This window comes from Clostridia bacterium, from assembly GCA_026414765.1.
GTDB lineage: Bacteria > Bacillota > Clostridia > Acetivibrionales > DSM-27016 > SKW86.
Window position 1 is genome coordinate 178,546 of record JAOAIJ010000021.1, and the last position, 17,124, is coordinate 195,669.

At 37.0% G+C, this 17,124-nt stretch carries 14 protein-coding genes; all 14 read left to right on the plus strand.

Translation table 11 applies throughout. The features are described from left to right. Positions 1-44: 44 nt before the first annotated feature. The 14 genes from N3I35_08470 (at position 45) to murG (ending at position 16,758) form a co-directional block, all read left to right on the plus strand. Positions 45-1,328, plus strand: a complete 1,284-nt coding sequence (locus N3I35_08470) for an insulinase family protein (GenBank protein ID MCX8130118.1) — start codon at positions 45-47, stop codon at positions 1,326-1,328. Between the two features lie 94 nt (positions 1,329-1,422). Continuing rightward, positions 1,423-2,715, plus strand: a complete 1,293-nt coding sequence (locus tag N3I35_08475; protein MCX8130119.1) for an insulinase family protein — start codon at positions 1,423-1,425, stop codon at positions 2,713-2,715. A gap of 64 nt (positions 2,716-2,779) precedes the next feature. Continuing rightward, positions 2,780-3,856 carry a prolipoprotein diacylglyceryl transferase gene (lgt, locus tag N3I35_08480; GenBank protein MCX8130120.1) on the plus strand — a complete coding sequence of 359 codons (1,077 nt, stop codon included), beginning with the start codon at positions 2,780-2,782 and terminating at the stop codon, positions 3,854-3,856. Between the two features lie 102 nt (positions 3,857-3,958). Continuing rightward, entirely contained in the window at positions 3,959-4,099 is a 141-nt protein-coding gene (locus tag N3I35_08485; protein MCX8130121.1) for an aspartyl-phosphate phosphatase Spo0E family protein, read from the plus strand. 214 nt (positions 4,100-4,313) lie between these two features. Then, the gene (locus tag N3I35_08490; protein MCX8130122.1) at positions 4,314-5,456 is read left to right on the plus strand and encodes a rod shape-determining protein RodA; all 1,143 of its coding nucleotides are present in this window, start codon (positions 4,314-4,316) and stop codon (positions 5,454-5,456) included. Between the two features lie 207 nt (positions 5,457-5,663). Next, positions 5,664-6,095: a division/cell wall cluster transcriptional repressor MraZ gene (gene mraZ, locus N3I35_08495; GenBank protein ID MCX8130123.1), complete on the plus strand. Its 432-nt coding sequence runs from the start codon at positions 5,664-5,666 to the stop codon at positions 6,093-6,095. 74 nt (positions 6,096-6,169) lie between these two features. Further along, positions 6,170-7,111: a 16S rRNA (cytosine(1402)-N(4))-methyltransferase RsmH gene (gene rsmH, locus N3I35_08500; GenBank protein MCX8130124.1), complete on the plus strand. Its 942-nt coding sequence runs from the start codon at positions 6,170-6,172 to the stop codon at positions 7,109-7,111. Positions 7,112-7,418: 307 nt separating this feature from the next. Continuing rightward, complete coding sequence (locus N3I35_08505; GenBank protein ID MCX8130125.1) at positions 7,419-7,898, plus strand: cell division protein FtsL; 480 nt, start codon at positions 7,419-7,421, stop codon at positions 7,896-7,898. Between the two features lie 280 nt (positions 7,899-8,178). Next, the gene (locus N3I35_08510; GenBank protein MCX8130126.1) at positions 8,179-10,359 is read left to right on the plus strand and encodes a penicillin-binding transpeptidase domain-containing protein; all 2,181 of its coding nucleotides are present in this window, start codon (positions 8,179-8,181) and stop codon (positions 10,357-10,359) included. A gap of 60 nt (positions 10,360-10,419) precedes the next feature. Then, positions 10,420-11,880 (plus strand): UDP-N-acetylmuramoyl-L-alanyl-D-glutamate--2,6-diaminopimelate ligase, encoded by a 1,461-nt coding sequence (locus tag N3I35_08515; GenBank protein MCX8130127.1) that lies wholly within the window; start codon positions 10,420-10,422, stop codon positions 11,878-11,880. A gap of 60 nt (positions 11,881-11,940) precedes the next feature. Beyond that, the gene (locus N3I35_08520) at positions 11,941-13,317 is read left to right on the plus strand and encodes a UDP-N-acetylmuramoyl-tripeptide--D-alanyl-D-alanine ligase (protein ID MCX8130128.1); all 1,377 of its coding nucleotides are present in this window, start codon (positions 11,941-11,943) and stop codon (positions 13,315-13,317) included. A gap of 181 nt (positions 13,318-13,498) precedes the next feature. After that, complete coding sequence (mraY, locus tag N3I35_08525) at positions 13,499-14,482, plus strand: phospho-N-acetylmuramoyl-pentapeptide-transferase (GenBank protein MCX8130129.1); 984 nt, start codon at positions 13,499-13,501, stop codon at positions 14,480-14,482. A gap of 42 nt (positions 14,483-14,524) precedes the next feature. Then, complete coding sequence (ftsW, locus tag N3I35_08530; GenBank protein MCX8130130.1) at positions 14,525-15,634, plus strand: putative lipid II flippase FtsW; 1,110 nt, start codon at positions 14,525-14,527, stop codon at positions 15,632-15,634. A 20-nt stretch (positions 15,635-15,654) separates the two neighbouring features. Continuing rightward, entirely contained in the window at positions 15,655-16,758 is a 1,104-nt protein-coding gene (gene murG, locus N3I35_08535) for an undecaprenyldiphospho-muramoylpentapeptide beta-N-acetylglucosaminyltransferase (GenBank protein ID MCX8130131.1), read from the plus strand. The last annotated feature ends 366 nt before the right edge of the window (positions 16,759-17,124 follow it).

Genomic DNA, 17,124 nt, shown 5'->3' on the forward strand with positions numbered 1-17,124 from the left:
TAATGTAAAATCGTGGTTGAGGAAATGACGGAAGGAAGGTTCGGATGAATAACATAATAGAGGAAAAAGTCACTAAAGTAGCTTCGTATAACGGAATTGATGTTTACAATATTAAGACAAATAAGTTTAAAACCAACTCTATAAATATTTTCTTTCATGATAACTTGAGTAGGGAAAATGCTTCAAAAAACGCACTTATCCCTGCTGTTTTACGCAGGGGCTGCGTCCCATTCCCCTCTTTTCAGGAGATTGCTTTATACCTTGAAGGGCTCTATGGAGCAGCTTTTGACTGCGGTGTAGTAAAAAAGGGAGAACGTCAGATAATACAGTTTTATACGGAATTTGTTGCAGATGAGTATACAGTTGAAAAGGCAGACTTATTAGAAAATACATTTAACCTTTTGATTGATATAATAACCAATCCTGTATTGGAAAGCGGGCATTTTAAGACAGAATACGTAGCGCAGGAAAAAGAAAACCTTAAGCGGCTTATAGAGGGCAGGGTAAATGATAAAGTTCAATATGCCGTAGACAAGTGTTTTGAAGAAATGTGCAGAGATGAACGTTTTGGTATATTTGAATATGGCGCTGTATCCGATTTGGATTCAATAGATGCGGCGAATTTATATGAGCACTATAAGACTTTTTTGGAAAGTCTGCCAATAAGTATATATTTTACCGGCAATACAAGCGAAGAACGGATAAAAGCTCTTACAGGCAGATTATCCGGCATTAATAGGAATAACCTGAAAAATGTTGATATAAGCAAAGTAGGGAAAGATGTAAAAGAAATAAAGAATATCACTGAAAAAATGAGTGTAAATCAGGCAAAACTTTCTCTTGGCTTCAGAACAAATACAGCATCCAATGATAAGGACTATTATTCTCTTCTGGTATATAACGGTATTCTTGGCGGAGGCATGCATTCTAAACTGTTTCAGAACGTGAGAGAAAAAGGAAGTCTGGCTTACTATGTATTTTCACGCTTGGAGAAATTTAAAGGCTTGATGGTAATAAGCAGCGGAATAGAAAGCCAGAATAAGGACAAAGCCATGGATATAATTCTCCGGCAAATAGATGATATAAAAAACGGGGAAATTTCCGATTATGAGTTTGATTCAACTATCAAGACCATAGAAACAGGAGTAAAATCGCTTAGGGATAGTCAGCTGCATATTGTGGATTTTTATCTGAGCCAAGCCGTTGTAGATACAAATGATAGTTTCAGTACAATTATCGAAAAAGTAAAGAATGTATCAAAAGAAGATGTTATAGATATTTCAAAAAGGGTAGTACTTGATACTGTTTATTTTCTTACAGGATATTAGGCACAACTCCGGATATCCCTGTTGCTGATAAATCAGAGAGTTAGGGAAGTCTATGGAACGGCAGGAGTATATATTTGGTAAAAGGAGATAAAATATGGATATAAAAACTATTGAATATAAGAATATTAATGAATTGATGTACATGTATGAACACAAAAGCGGATTGAAAGCTTTTGTGGTGCCAAAGAAGGGGTATTCAAAAAAATATGCTACATTTGCTACACATTTTGGCTCCATAAATAATGAATTTATTATTCCGGGTGAGGCTGAAACTACTAAAGTACCTGACGGAATTGCACACTTTCTTGAACATAAACTGTTTGAACAAGAGGACGGCAGTGTAATGGATAAGTTTTCGCAATTGGGATCCAGCCCTAATGCTTATACCGGATTCGGTCAGACAGTTTACTTGTTTTCAAGTACAGACAGATTTGATGAAAATTTTAAACTTTTACTAAATTATGTTCAGAATCCTTATATTACTGAGGAAAGTGTTGAAAAAGAAAAAGGAATTATAGGTCAGGAGATAAAAATGTATGAGGATGATCCAGGATGGCGGGCTTTTTTCAACCTGCTGGGAGCATTTTACAAAAATAATCCTGTGAGGATAGATATTGCCGGAACTATTGAATCTATAGCAGAAATAAACAGGGACGTACTATATAGATGCTATAATACTTTTTATCATCCTTCAAATATGATTATACTTGTGGTAGGTGATGTTGACCCGAAAGAAGTTTTTCAGCATGTGGAGAGTGAACTTAAAAACACACAGGAGAGACCGGAAATCAAGAGGATTTTTCCACAAGAACAGGAATCACTAAACAAGGATTATGCAGAACAAGCGCTGGCAGTATCAACACCGCTTTTCCAAATGGGATTCAGGGATAATACACATAATACTAAAGGTATTGAAGCTTTGAAAAGAGAAGTTGCCGTAAAACTCCTGTTGGAAATGATAATGGGAAGAAGTTCAGGGCTTTACAATGAGATGTACGAGGAAGGCCTTATAAACAGCACTTTTGAATTTGATTATACAATCGAGGAAAATTATGCTTTTTCCATGTTTGGCGGCGAATCTGTTGATCCTTTAAAAGTAAGGGAAAGAATATCCGGTGCTATTAAAGATATTAAAAGTAAGGGACTTGATAAGGATAGCTATGAACGCATAAAAAGGGCCATGACAGGAAGATTCATAAAACAGTTGAATTCTGTAGAGAGAATATCTCATACTTTTATTTCGGTGTATTTTCGAGGAGTCAATATGTTTGATTATTATGAAGTTTATGATAAAATTACCTTTGAATATATAAACGATGTTTTTAGTGACCACTTTAACCTTAATAATCTTGCACTTTCAGTAATAAAGCCTGTTTCGGCAGGGTAGGGATATTAATAATATCAAAAGATAACTCTGGATTGAGTAATATAAACAAGGGGGATTAAAGAAAATGATTGAGTTTCCAAAGTTGGGGCTGAAATTTGCAATTGATAGAGTTGCATTTCAGGTGTTCGGTATTGATATTTTCTGGTATGGGATAATAATTGCGTTTGGGTTTCTTCTGGCTGTGCTTCTGGCTATGAAAAACAGCAAAAAATTTGGGATAGAGCCTGAAAACATTATTGATCTGGTATTGATAGCGGTTCCTGTTTCGATAGTTCTCGCAAGATTATATTATGTTTTGTTTAACTGGAGCGAATTTAGTGACAATATACTGTCAGTGTTTAATACAAGACGTGGCGGCCTTGCTATATATGGCGGAATAATTGGTGCTTTTTTATCGGCATACTTTTTTGCCAGATGGAAGAAAATCGGAGTGCTAAAACTTTTCGATCTGGGCGTGCCTTACCTGGTACTAGCTCAAGCTATAGGCAGGTGGGGAAATTTTGTGAACCAGGAAGCCTTCGGAACCAATACAACACTACCTTGGGGCATGACAGGTGACTCAATAAAAATGCAACTTTATAGCATGCGCGAAAACCTGGGTATGGATGTCACCCCGGATTTGCCAGTACATCCTACTTTTCTTTATGAGTCATTACTGAACTTTCTGATTTTTATTTTTCTTATATTATACAGGAAAAAGAGGAAGCTGGAAGGTGGCGTTTTCTTTCTGTATATGATTTTATATGGAATAGGAAGGGCCTTTATTGAAGGAATAAGGACCGACAGCCTGATGCTTGGTAATTTCAGAGTTTCACAGGCTTTGGGAATAATTCTCGCGATTACGTTTACAGCAGTATTTATTATAAGAAGAAAAAAGGCAGCAGAGATAAGTGCTGAAGAAGTAGTTGAATTGGGAGCAAGCAGTTATGGCACAGTTCTGAGGGAACTAGAACAGAAAGAGTCTGTTGATAATACAGAAACAGATAATAACAATGATAGTAGTACTGATGTACCAAATGACAACCATACGCCCGAGAGTGACGAGTATACCGGAAATAACGCTGGAAACGATAAATCAGAAGCTGATATAGGAACAGGTGTCGAAAGCAAAGATATAATTAATGAAGATGGGAAAAAATAGAAAATTATAGTTGATTATTGGTGATAAATATAATAAAATAGTATTAGTAAATCATGATTTACATTTGTATTCAGAATACTAAAGATGACGGTGGTGGCGAATATGGTTGAAGTTCAAATTGAAGCGCTGCAAAATGAGTTGAACCATCTGATTGACAGAGGGTATAATTTTACGGAAGTGTATGAGTTGAGTGTCAAGCTGGATAAATTAATATTGCAGTACTACAATGAAAGAAAAGTTTAGGTGTATAATGAAAAATATACCTATGGATTAACTTAATTAATTAATGTTATGATTATAAACTAGTATTATGTCTTTTGTAATACTAGTTTTGTTTTAGTAATTATGATAGAATTTATTGACGGATAGCTATATTGAACGGAAGTTTCTGTATATCGGGAAATGATAATACTATAAGAGGATGATAAAAGTTTTTATATAGACAGGTGAATTGACTATGTATTTTGTTGAAAAAACCAGAGGCCTGAATTACTTCAGATATTATGATTATGTGTTGTTTATTTCAGTTTTACTTCTATCCGGAATAGGTATGGTTGCATTATACAGTGCAACTCTGTCAATGGATGATTTTAATATGGTAGTTAAGCAAGGTGTGGCTCTTGGTATAGGAATAGTGCTTTCTTTAGCAATAAGCTTTTTTGACTATAAAGATTTTAAAACCGTTGGAATCATATTTTATCTGATAAGTATTGTATTGCTTATATATGTCATTTTTAAAGGTACCGGAGCTACACAGTGGGGGAGCAACAGCTGGATGAAAGTGCCGGTTTTTGGGAGTTTTCAGCCATCAGAAATTGCAAAGATAACCTTTGTAATAGTAATTTCCACTTTCCTGGAAAGGTTAAAGGAAGGGCAGGAACAGCAAGGTAGAAATCTGTTGAAATTCATAATATATTCAGCTATACCTATTGGGTTGGTTATACTTCAAAAGGATTATGGTACTTCGATGGTGTTTATTTTTATGTTTTTTATCATACTATATATTTATGGATTACGGTATAAATATATATTTATGGGTCTGATTGCTTCCATACCCTGTGCAGTGTTAGCATGGATATTTCTTCTTAACCAAAAGAGAAAAGACAGAATTCTTACCTTTATTTTTCCCGATTTAGCTGACCCTTTAAGTAACGGTTTTCATATAAAATATGCAATAAGAGCTATCGGTTCCGGGAAATTATCCGGAAAAGGTATTTTTCAGGGGATACAGACACAGCGAGGCATAGTACCAGTAAAGGAATCCGACTTTATATTTACGGTAATTGGTGAAGAACTTGGCTTTATAGGTTGTATAGTAGTAGTAGCACTAATTTATATAATTCTGATGAGGTGCATATATATTGCTAAGAATTCAAGGGACTTATACGGCTCGTTCCTTGTATCGGGACTGACAGCTATGATGGGTTTCCATTTCATTGAAAATATCGGTATGAATATAGGCATACTTCCTATCACCGGCGTTCCTCTACCGTTTATAAGCCAGGGAGGAAGTGCCATGGTAACCAACTATATAGCCATTGGGATTATCTTAAGTGTTTCAATACGAAGGAAACGAACGATATTTAACAGTTCCCAGTGAGAAAACATAAATAAGCAGGGGCTGCGCACTAAGTAACTAGTGCACAGCTCCTTTTTATTTAGTAGGTCTTATGCCCTATCTTATATTTTTTTTGCTCAAATTTCCAAATTTGTCTTGATTATTTATATGATTTGCAATAAAATAACTATAGAAGTGGTGGAAAGTGGAGTGAAGTGGTGGAAAAAACCAAAATGTGAGGTGAAATAATTGTTCTATGGTGAATACCAGCATACGATAGACCCTAAAGGCAGGGCTATTGTACCTTCCAGGTTCAGGGAAGGCCTTGGTGAGAAATTCATATTGACCAAAGGTCTGGATAACTGTTTGTTTGCGTATTCATCACAGGAATGGAGCAACCTTGAAGCAAAGCTAAGATCACTGCCTTTCACCGATAAGGATGTAAGAGCTTTTGTAAGATTCTTTTTTGCAGGTGCAAGCGAATGTGAAGTGGACAAGCAGGGAAGAATATTAATTCCGCAAAATTTAAGAGAATATGCCGGTTTGGAAAAAGATATTTATATTATAGGTGTTTCTACCAGAGTTGAGATATGGGATAAGGAAAAATGGGAAAACTATAGTGGGGACGATAATGTAAGTGCGGACAAGATTGCTGAGAAAATGTCTATGCTGGGTATATAGTTGTTAATGGCAGACGTTGAAAGTTTAGAACAAATAAAGCTGCAATCTAGGAAGGTAAATTAGAGGTAATAGGTATGGAATTCAGCCATAAACCGGTTTTGTTAGATGAATGTATTGAAAACTTGGATATAAAGCCTGATGGGGTTTATATAGATGGGACTTTAGGTGGAGCCGGACATTCGACAGAGATATATAAAAGGTTATCTGCAAAAGGGTTGTTAATAGGAATAGACCAGGATGCATTTGCACTGGAAACATCCAGTAGCAGACTTCAGAGTTTGGGCGGACAAGCAGGACTAATATTTGTAAACAGAAATTTCAGATATATTAAGGAAATATGTATGGAAAACAAAATAGAAGCAGTTGATGGGATACTGATGGATCTTGGCGTATCATCCCACCAGCTGGATGAGTCCGAGAGGGGTTTCAGCTATCAAAAAGATTCACCTCTGGATATGAGGATGGATAGAAGACAGGAATTAAGCGCAGAAGCTGTAGTTAATGAATATTCTGAAGAAAGTATAAAAAGAATTATTCGCGAGTATGGAGAAGAAAAATGGGCAGCACGAATCGCTGCATTTATTGTAAAGGCAAGAGATGATAAGAGGATAAGAACTACAGGGGAATTAGTAGATATAATCAAAGCGGCAATACCTAGTGCTGCAAGACGTGAGGGACCACACCCTGCAAAGAGGACATTCCAAGCAATCAGAATTGAAGTGAACAGTGAGCTGGAAATATTGGAAAAGGCTGTGGATGACTCAATTGAAGTATTAAGACCTGGAGGAAGGTTGTGTATCATTACTTTTCATTCTCTTGAAGACAGGATAATAAAGACGGAATTCCAGAAAAAAGTTAACCCTTGCATATGTCCCTCAACTTTTCCGGTATGTGCATGCGGATTAAGGCCAAGAGCAGAGCTTGTATCGAGAAAACCGATACTGCCTACTGAAGAAGAGGTTGCAAACAATCCCAGAGCAAGGAGTGCAAAACTGAGGGTAATTCAAAAGATATAAGGTTACTTAAGAAAAAATTATGCATAAATAAGGTTGGTATACAAAAGATTGTAAAATACAAAAGAGTATTAATCAGTAACAAGACACAAAAGATATTCTAATTTACAAAAGCTAAAATTATAAAGTTTACAAAAGAAAAAATGAAAGACAAGAAACAGAAGATAAGTTTTGATGCATGTGATTTGTTTGCCGGAGGACTGGTTTTCCCAGTCCCCGGATTTATTGTCTTTCACATCGCAAAAAGCTTGAAATGGAATGGTACCCGCTACCTAAAAAAGTATGAGTTGAGGTGAATTAATTGGCTGATATGAAACATAAATATGTATATGGTACTGCTGCCGAAAAAATTCAATATGATGTATACGAGGAAAACAACGTTCTCAGGCAGAAAAAGCAGCAGCGCAGTAGTAATAAAGTAAAAGTCAAAATGATACTCAACATATTGTTTGTTTTTGCTCTGGGTGCCATAATAGCCCTTAGATATGCCATGATAACCGAAATAAGCTACAATATAGACAAAAAAACAAAAGAATACAATAAAATAGTAAATGAGAATTCCAGATTAAAAGTAGCTATAGAGGAAAACATGAATATATCCAAGATAAAAGACATAGCTGAGGGAAAGCTTGGAATGCAGAAGCCTGATAAATATCAGATTGTATATGTGAATGTTCCAAGGAATGACTTCTCAATGGTGTCGGAAAAATATAAGGATTCTGACGAATCAAAAGGTGCAGTTGCAGCAGTTATTGACAAGCTTGGTAAAATAACCGAGTTATTGTACTAGCAATAAAAATATACAAAGTACTGATATTTTAGTATAATGCATTAAAGTATCCAGGAATTGTAGACTGTGGATAGTATAAAATTTATTTTTATACAGTCTATGGTCTTTTTTATGTATTTAACTAAAATGCCTTGGATTTCAGGTTGTGTTTATTGCATATAGAAGGTAAACTTAGATATATTAATGAAATAAGTTGAATAAAATTAAATGACAGATGCGGTTGTTGATACATAATACTATGTGAAAACATGAATTTAATGTTTTATTGGGGGGACAAATTTTGGCTGGACCAAGTTTACTGATAAAAAAGAGGCTTATTATCTTACTTGTAAGTTTTTCTATTCTGATTACTGCGCTAATAGTCAGACTGGCCTGGATTCAGATATTTAAAGGAGACTGGTATCAAAAGGAAGCATATCAGCAGCAAACAAGAGGACGTGACATCAGCCCCAAGCGGGGAAAGATATATGACAGGAATGGCAAAGAACTGGCAATCAGTGCATCTGTAGAAAAGGTTATCATAAATCCGCAACAGGTGAGGGACTCGGACATGAGTGATGAAGCAATTGCAGGAGATATGGCTGTAATGCTGGATATGGATAGTGAAACCATATTGAAAAAGGTAAAAAAGAGAAGCAGTTACGAGGTTATCAAGAGAAAGATTTCTAAAGATACCGGAGACAAGATAAGAGAATGGTGCAAGAAAAATGATATTGCCGGTGTTTATATAGATGAAGATACAAAACGCTTCTATCCTAACAGAAACCTCGCCGCGCATGTTTTGGGATTTACAGGTGATGATAATCAGGGGCTGGATGGAATTGAAGCTATAATGGACGCATATTTAAAGGGAATTCCCGGTAAGATTCTCAGCGAAACTGACGCAAGAGGCAGAGAGTTACCTATAAAAGAGGAAAAACATATAGGGGTGCAGGATGGAGCTAATGTTGTACTTACAATAGACGAAACAATTCAGTACTTTGCTCAGAAAGCGCTGGAAAAGGCTATTGATGATAACAAGCTAATGAATGGTGCAAGTGCGATTGTCATGGATCCCAGAAATGGAGATATTCTTGCTTTGGTTTCAAAGCCGGATTTTGATTTGAATGACCCATGGGGTGCTCCTCCGGGGGAGGATCCGAATACATGGAATGGAAGGACTAAGGAAGGTATTCAGAAGCTTCAGAAGACAGTTTGGAGAAATAAAGCTGTTGTAGATACTTATGAGCCAGGATCTACATTTAAAGCTATTACCTCAGCTGCAGGCCTGGAAGAGGGTGCTGTAACCCCTGATACTCAAACCAGTGACTTTCCGATCAGTGTGCAGGGACACACAATATACTGCTGGAGAAGGGGAAGAGAGCATGGAAATGAAACATTCAGACAGGGTGTATATTTTTCCTGCAACCCTGTATTTGTAAAGGTGTCCCAAAGCCTGGGACCAAAGAAGTTTTTTGACTATGTAAGAGCTTTCGGATTTTACGACAGGACAGAAATCAGCCTTCCGGGAGAAGCAAAGAGTATTATGTTCAAAAATCCTAAAGAAATCGATATGGCTGTATCGTCTTTTGGACAGAGATTTCAGATAACTCCCTTACAGTTAATCTCTTCATATACCGCTATAGCAAATGGTGGAAAGCTGATGAAACCTCGGATTGTTAAGGAAATTACCGATTCGGAAGGAAATATTATTGAACGTTTTGAACCTGAGGTTGTAAGGAATGTAATTTCCAAGAAGACATCCGATACTTTGAGAGAAATACTTGAAGGTGTTGTATCGGAAGGTACCGGAAAAAATGCATATATAAGCGGCTATCATGTTGCAGGTAAGACAGGAACTTCTGAAACTACGATTAAAGACAGATATATAGCTTCTTTTTCCTCGTTTGCACCTGCAGATAATCCCGTCATTTGTGTACTTGTAGTACTTGATTACCCTAAGGGGCCGTTTGGACATCAAGGAGGGGTTATAGCTGCACCTGTGGCCAAATCAATACTGGAAGATACTCTGGAATACCTTGGCGTAGAGAAAAGGTATACGGAGAAGGACAAAGAAATGATGACAGAACAGGTATTTGTGCCTGATATAAGAGGGAAAAGCATTGCCGAGGCAAGAAAGGTATTGTCGGCAGCCCAATTTGATCTTAAGTTTAAAGTTGAGGGTGAAGGTTATAATAATGATACGGTTGTTGTTGATCAGACGCCTAAACCGGGCATCAGTTTGAATAAAAAATCAGTTGTGATATTGTATACCTATAAACCCAAGCAGCAAAAGATGATAAAAATACCGGATGTACGAAACAAAACTATAGATGAAGCTACACAGACCCTGAATAAACTTGGCCTGAATATAAAAGTAAATGGAGATGGGGTAGCATTCGGACAGGAATATGAGCCTGGTGCAGAGGTAGAAAAGGGCGATGTCATAAATGTTGATTTCAGACATCCTGATACGGAATAGCCAGGCTGATATAAGCTTCTATAGCCATATTTATTTTGACTAGCAGAATGGAGGATATATATGTTACTGGAACAGTTAATAGACGGATTGGAAATACTAGATTACAAAGGCAATATGAAAACAGAAGTCAGTGGAATTGCATATGATTCGAGAAAAGTAAAAATGGGGACTGCTTTTGTTTGTATAGAAGGATTTAATGTTGATGGGCATGAGTATATTCCCGCTGCTGTTGAAAATGGAGCAAAAGTTCTTTTTGTACAAAAGCATGTAGATGTGTCTGATGAAATTACAGTTATTAAGGTGAAAAATACCCGCTACGCACTGGCAAGAATTTCAGATGTTTTTTATGGGCATCCATCAGGCAGGTTTACACTAGTGGGTATTACCGGAACTAAAGGTAAAACAACAACTACTTTTATGATAAAATCTATCTTGGATAAAGCAAATCATAAAGTAGGTCTGGTAGGAACACTGGGGAGCCGTATAGGTGAAGAGGTGCTTGCTACAGAGAGAACCACCCCTGAATCCTATGATTTACAAGCATTATTTTCTGATATGGTAGAAAAAGATGTAAACAGTGTAATTATGGAGGTTTCCTCACAAGGTCTGGAACTCCATAGGGTAGGTGGGTGCGATTTTGACATAGGAGTGTTTACAAATATCTCACAAGATCATATAGGACCAAAGGAACATCCGGATTTTGAACATTATCTCAACGCAAAAATCAAGCTGTTCAGTATGTGTAAAATGGGTCTTGTGAATATAGACAGCAAATATGGGGAAGAGGTAATAAAAAGAGCGAAGTGTGAAGTTTTTACTTACGGTATCGATAAGGATGCTGATATCAGGGCTACAGATATAGCCACAAACCCGGACAATGTCGAATTCAAAGTGAAAACTCCATGGGGAGAAGGTAATATTAAAGTGAATATTCCAGGGAAATTTACCATATACAATTCCCTTGCTGCTATAGGGGTTTGTTTGAAGATGGGAATACCTTTAGATATAATTGCTTCTGGACTTGAAAAGGTAAGTGTACCCGGTAGGGCTGAAATAGTTGAAACAGGCAGAAATTTTACAATTATGATTGACTATGCACATACACCGGATAGTCTGGAAAATATTCTGACTACAGTAAAAGGTTACACTCCTGGCAGGCTTGTATGCCTATTCGGGTGTGGAGGAGACCGTGATAGGTCAAAAAGGCCTGTAATGGGCGAAATATCCGGCAAGATTGCGGATTTTACTGTCATAACTTCCGATAATCCAAGAACCGAAGAACCTGTTGAAATCATAAATGATATTGAAGAAGGAATTAAAAAGACAAATGCTGAATATATAAAAATAGTAGACAGACGTCAGGCTATCAGCTACGCTATTGAAAATGCACAAATGAATGACATAATAGTATTGGCAGGCAAAGGACATGAGACATATCAGATATTTAAAGATAAAACAATACATTTTGATGAAAGGGAAGTAGTACGGGAAATATTGGACCAATCTACTACCGGGAAATAACAGAACAAGTTTGGTGTATTCGCTAATAAGAAAAAGTAACCGGCAACAGGAGGAAGGACAATGCAAAAAATTACATGCAGTCAAATACTTGAGGCAACTGGTGGAACTCTCTTATCAGGAAATAGCGGGACTGAGATAGACAGTATATCGACTGATTCAAGAAAAATCCAAAATGGAACCTTGTTCATTCCACTTGTAGGAGAGCGGTTTGACGGACACGACTATATTGCACAATCACTTGAGTCGGGTGCCGCTGCAGCCTTGACACAAAAAGATATGATTCCCATAGGGGATAAGCTGATAATAAAGGTTGACGATACCTTAAAGGCTTTAGGCAGGATAGCTGCATATTACAGGGGAAGATTCAATATTCCTTTTGTGGGGGTAACTGGGAGTGTAGGCAAAACCAGTACAAAGGATATGGTAGCAACTGTCCTGGGTCAGAGCCTAAATATTTTGAAAACGGAAGGTAATTTTAATAATGAAATAGGACTTCCGTTAACAATTTTTAATCTTGACACTTTTCATGAAGCTGCAGTAATAGAAATGGGAATGAGTGGTTTTGGTGAGATAAGCAGGCTTACTTCAATAGTGAAACCCCATGTGGCTATCATTACCAATATAGGGATTTCACATATAGAGAAACTTGGCTCCAGGCAGAATATCCTGAAAGCAAAACTTGAAATCCTTGAAGGGTTAAGAGAAAATGGCCTTGTCATTCTAAACGGAGATGATAATCTTTTGTTTGGTGTTAAGGATATGTTAAAGCAGCGCACGGTGCTGTATGGAATGGAAGAGGGCTTGGAATACCAGGCCTATAATATAAAAACATCAGGAGAACATGGTACTACCTTTGAAATAACCATAGGTAGTAAGGATTACGTTATACCTGTACCTGTACCTGGAGTGCACAATGTATATAATGCTCTGGCGGCAATTGCAGCAGGAGTTGAACTTAAAATACCGATGGAAGCAATAATCAGAGGAATATCTGAATTTTCTCCAAGTAAAATGAGACTGAATATAGTTTCACATGGTGATATCAAGATTATAAATGATACATATAATGCCAGTCCACAGTCAATGGAGGCTGCTATAAATGTACTGAAAGATGTTGCCGGCAGCAAAAGGACCATAGCTGTTCTTGGAGATATGCTGGAAATAGGAGATTGGGCATTTAAAGCACATATTGATGTTGGGAAATATGCTGTTTCTAAGGGGATTGACTGTATTTTTACAGTAGGTGAAGAAGCAAGGAATATTGCTAAAGGTGCCATTGAAGCCGGTGCTGATTTTAGCAATGTCAAAACCTTTGACAATAACGGGGATATTGTAAAATTCTTAAAAGACTTCAAAAGACAAAATGATGTAATTTTGATAAAAGGATCAAGGGGCATGAAGATGGAGCAAATTGTAGAAAAACTCACAATTGATTAAAATATCGTTTTACTTTTTCTACATTTGAAAAATATTCAGTAAAAGGGTAATATATATAAGTGCTTTAGAAATAAAACTGTAATCTTTTTCCGGACCCGAAAAAGAACTGTCAGACATATACTATAAAGAAATAGTAGATACCAGAGGTCGCTAAATTATACTGTACGTGAGGTGGAAGGTTTTGAATATACCATTTTTAAATTCGCCGCAAGTAGTGGTTTTCATAATAACTTTTGTTATGGTATTAATTGCAGGTCCTGTTTTTATCCCTGTATTAACCAGATTGAAATTCGGTCAGACCGTAAGGGACGATGGGCCTACAACCCACTTCAAAAAAACAGGTACGCCAACTATGGGAGGCATAATATTTCTCGTACCTATTTTAATAGTTTCGGTATATTATTCAATCAAAGATCCAAGAATTCTACCTCTCACTTTTGCTACTTTTGGGTTCGGAGTAATCGGATTTATAGATGATTTCATTAAGGTTGTAAAGAAAAGAAAAGATGGACTATATGCAAAACAAAAAATGTTCGGACTGATTCTTGTAGCAGTGATATTTTCGGTTTATACTGCATTTTATACAGATTTGGGCATAGATATAGATATACCTTTGATTGGTACAATCAGTTCTACATGGTTTTTTATTGCATTTACAATTTTTGTTTTGATATCAATGACTAATGCTGTTAATTTTTCCGATGGACTGGATGGGCTCTGTGCAGGTATGACTCTTATTGTCATGGTTTTCTTTACGGTTGTTGCCATGACCAATAGTGAATGGGATTATTTAAAGATATTCGCTGCTACCATAGCAGGGGGCTGCCTTGGATTCCTTACATTCAACATTCATCCTGCCAGGGTATTTATGGGAGATACAGGTTCACTGGCTTTAGGCGGTGCTGTAACTGCAACTGCAATTATGATGAAGGAACCGTTTATTCTTTTGGTTGTAGGTGCTGTATATGTGATGGAAATGCTCTCAGTTGTAATACAGGTTGCTTCTTTTAAGCTCAGGGGCAAAAGGGTGTTTAAAATGGCACCAATACACCATCATTTTGAGTTGCTTGGTTGGAAAGAAACAAAAGTGGTTGCAGTATTTTGGTCTGTAACTTTGATTTTATGCTTATTAGGATTTTTAGTAATGGGTCTCAGGTTTTTATAAAGACTATTATTAAGCTTTAATTGAGTCTTTTGGAGGATATTGATGAAATCGAAAAAACCTTTTGATTTCTGGATTTTTATGACAGTAATTATTTTACTGGCTTTAGGAACGATAATGGTGTTTAGTGCAAGTGCTCCATCAGCTTATAACTATGAGAATGATGCATACTATTTTCTGAAAAAGCAGTTGTTTGTATTGCCACCAGGTCTTTTTGCCATGTTTTTCATGATGAATTTCGACTACAGAAAACTGGGCAAATTATCACCGATAATTTTGGTGACATGTATAATATTCATACTGCTTGTTCCCTTGCCTGGAGTGGGGATGACAATCAATGGTGCGAGAAGATGGATTAATTTGCGTTTTACCAGCTTTCAGCCGTCAGAGTTTGCAAAGCTGGCAGTTATACTGTTTTTTTCATACAGCCTTTCAAAAAGAAAGGATCAGTTGCAGTCATTTTTCAAAGGTTTACTGCCGTATCTCTTTTTAATAGGGGTATTTGCAGCTATGCTTTTACTGCTTCAAAAACATTTGAGCGGTACTCTGGTAATTGTTATGATTGCTTGTGTTATACTCTTTAGTGCGGGGGCAAAGATCAGTCACTTTGTTATGCTCACAGTTCCGGCAGTTTGTGGAGTAGCAGTTGCAATTATTATCGAGCCATTTAGAATGCAGAGACTGTACGCATTTCTCGATCCATTCAAATATAAACAGGACGAGGGCTGGCAGGCAATTAATTCACTCTATGCTATCGGGTCAGGAGGCTTGTTTGGTAAAGGCCTTGGAAAGAGTATGCAGAAGTATCTATACCTACCGGAGCCGCACAACGATTTCATACTTTCTGTTTTAGCAGAAGAACTGGGTTTTATAGGTGTGGTTGTTGTACTTACATTATTCCTGATTTTCATATGGAGGGGTATTAAAGTATCGATAAATGCACCGGATGTTTTTGGAAGTCTTACTGCTATCGGAATTACATCACTTATTGCTGTCCAAGTGATAATAAATGTTGCTGTTGTTACATCATCTATGCCAACAACAGGAATGCCGCTGCCATTTTTCAGCTATGGGGGAACAAACCTTTTGTTTTTCATGTGTGAAGTAGGGATACTGCTGAATATTTCCAGATATGCAAACTATGAAAGAATATAAACTAATTGAGGTGAGAATTCTTGAAAGTATTAATAGCCGGTGGCGGAACTGCAGGACATATTAATCCGGGGATAGCCATAGCAAAATATATAAAGCAAAAGAATCCCGATGCAGATATTGTATTTGTGGGTACACAGAAAGGGCTTGAAACAAAGCTGGTTCCCCGTGAGGGATTCGAGCTTAGGCTCATAACGGTAAGGGGTTTCAGAAGGAAGCTTTCTTCCGATACTTTCCTTGCAGTAAAAGAGCTTTTTCAGGGGATTTTTGAAGCGAGGAGAATAATAAAAGGCTATAAACCGGATATTGTAATCGGTACAGGAGGGTATGTTTGCGGTCCTGTTGTTTTTAATGCTTCCAGAATGAAAATTCCTACTCTAATACATGAACAGAATGCATACCCGGGTGTGACAAACAGGATACTTTCCAGGTTTGCTGATGCAGTAGCAATAAGCTTCAAGGAATCAAAAGAGTTTTTCAAAAAAGCCAAAATGCTTGTGCTGACAGGAAATCCTGTAAGGAGTGAAATGCTTGAGGCAGATAGGATAAAAGCCAGAAAAAAACTGGATATAGCTTTGGAACAACCGACAGTAGTCATTATGGGCGGAAGCAGGGGCGCAGAAAAAATTAATGAATCTGTAGTTGAAATGGCTGTTAAGTATCTAGGTGATGAGGACTATAAAATTATTTTTGCCACTGGAGAAGCTCAGTATGAGAAAATAAAGGCAAAAATGGGTGATAAAATTCCAAAATCAATTGAATTGGTACCATATATTTATGATATGGCAAATGTAATGGCTGCTGCAGATCTCGTCATTTGTCGTGCAGGTGCTATTACAACAAGTGAGCTTACAGTTATGGGGATACCTTCAATACTGGTTCCTTCGCCATATGTTACAGCAAACCATCAGGAGCATAACGCAAGAGCATTGGAAGAGCAGGGGGCTTCAGTAGTTATACTTGAAAAAGACTTAAATGGAAATATACTGTACAATCAGATGATAAGCCTGCTAAAAGATAAGGAACAACTGGCAAAAATGTCACGAAACAGTAAGAAAACCGGTATTTCAAATGCGACAGAAAAAATATACTCAATGCTGTCAGAAATCATAAAGAAGAAAATATAAAATATATTTATGTTAGCAAAAGAGAACTCTTTATGTGTAACCCCCAAGTATTAGTTTTTGCCTAATATTTCGTGTGTACTTCAAATGTGGTTGGAACCCTGTCCTGGCGGATAATATAGTTGTGGAAGTTCAATTTATACTAGATGTGTTTTATTGGTGAAAAAATAGGTAAAGTATCAGTAAACTGAACGTTATTATCTGGTCACTATTTTGCTTTTATGTCTGAATGAAAAGGATCAACCAAAGAATAAGAGGCTCGGTTTGTCGCCCTGCCCGAAAAAGAAATTAACCACAGATAGCGAGGGATTTTATGGAGTCAGACAATATTTTGTCTCAAATAATCTCTTTATTTTCAGCAGAGGATAA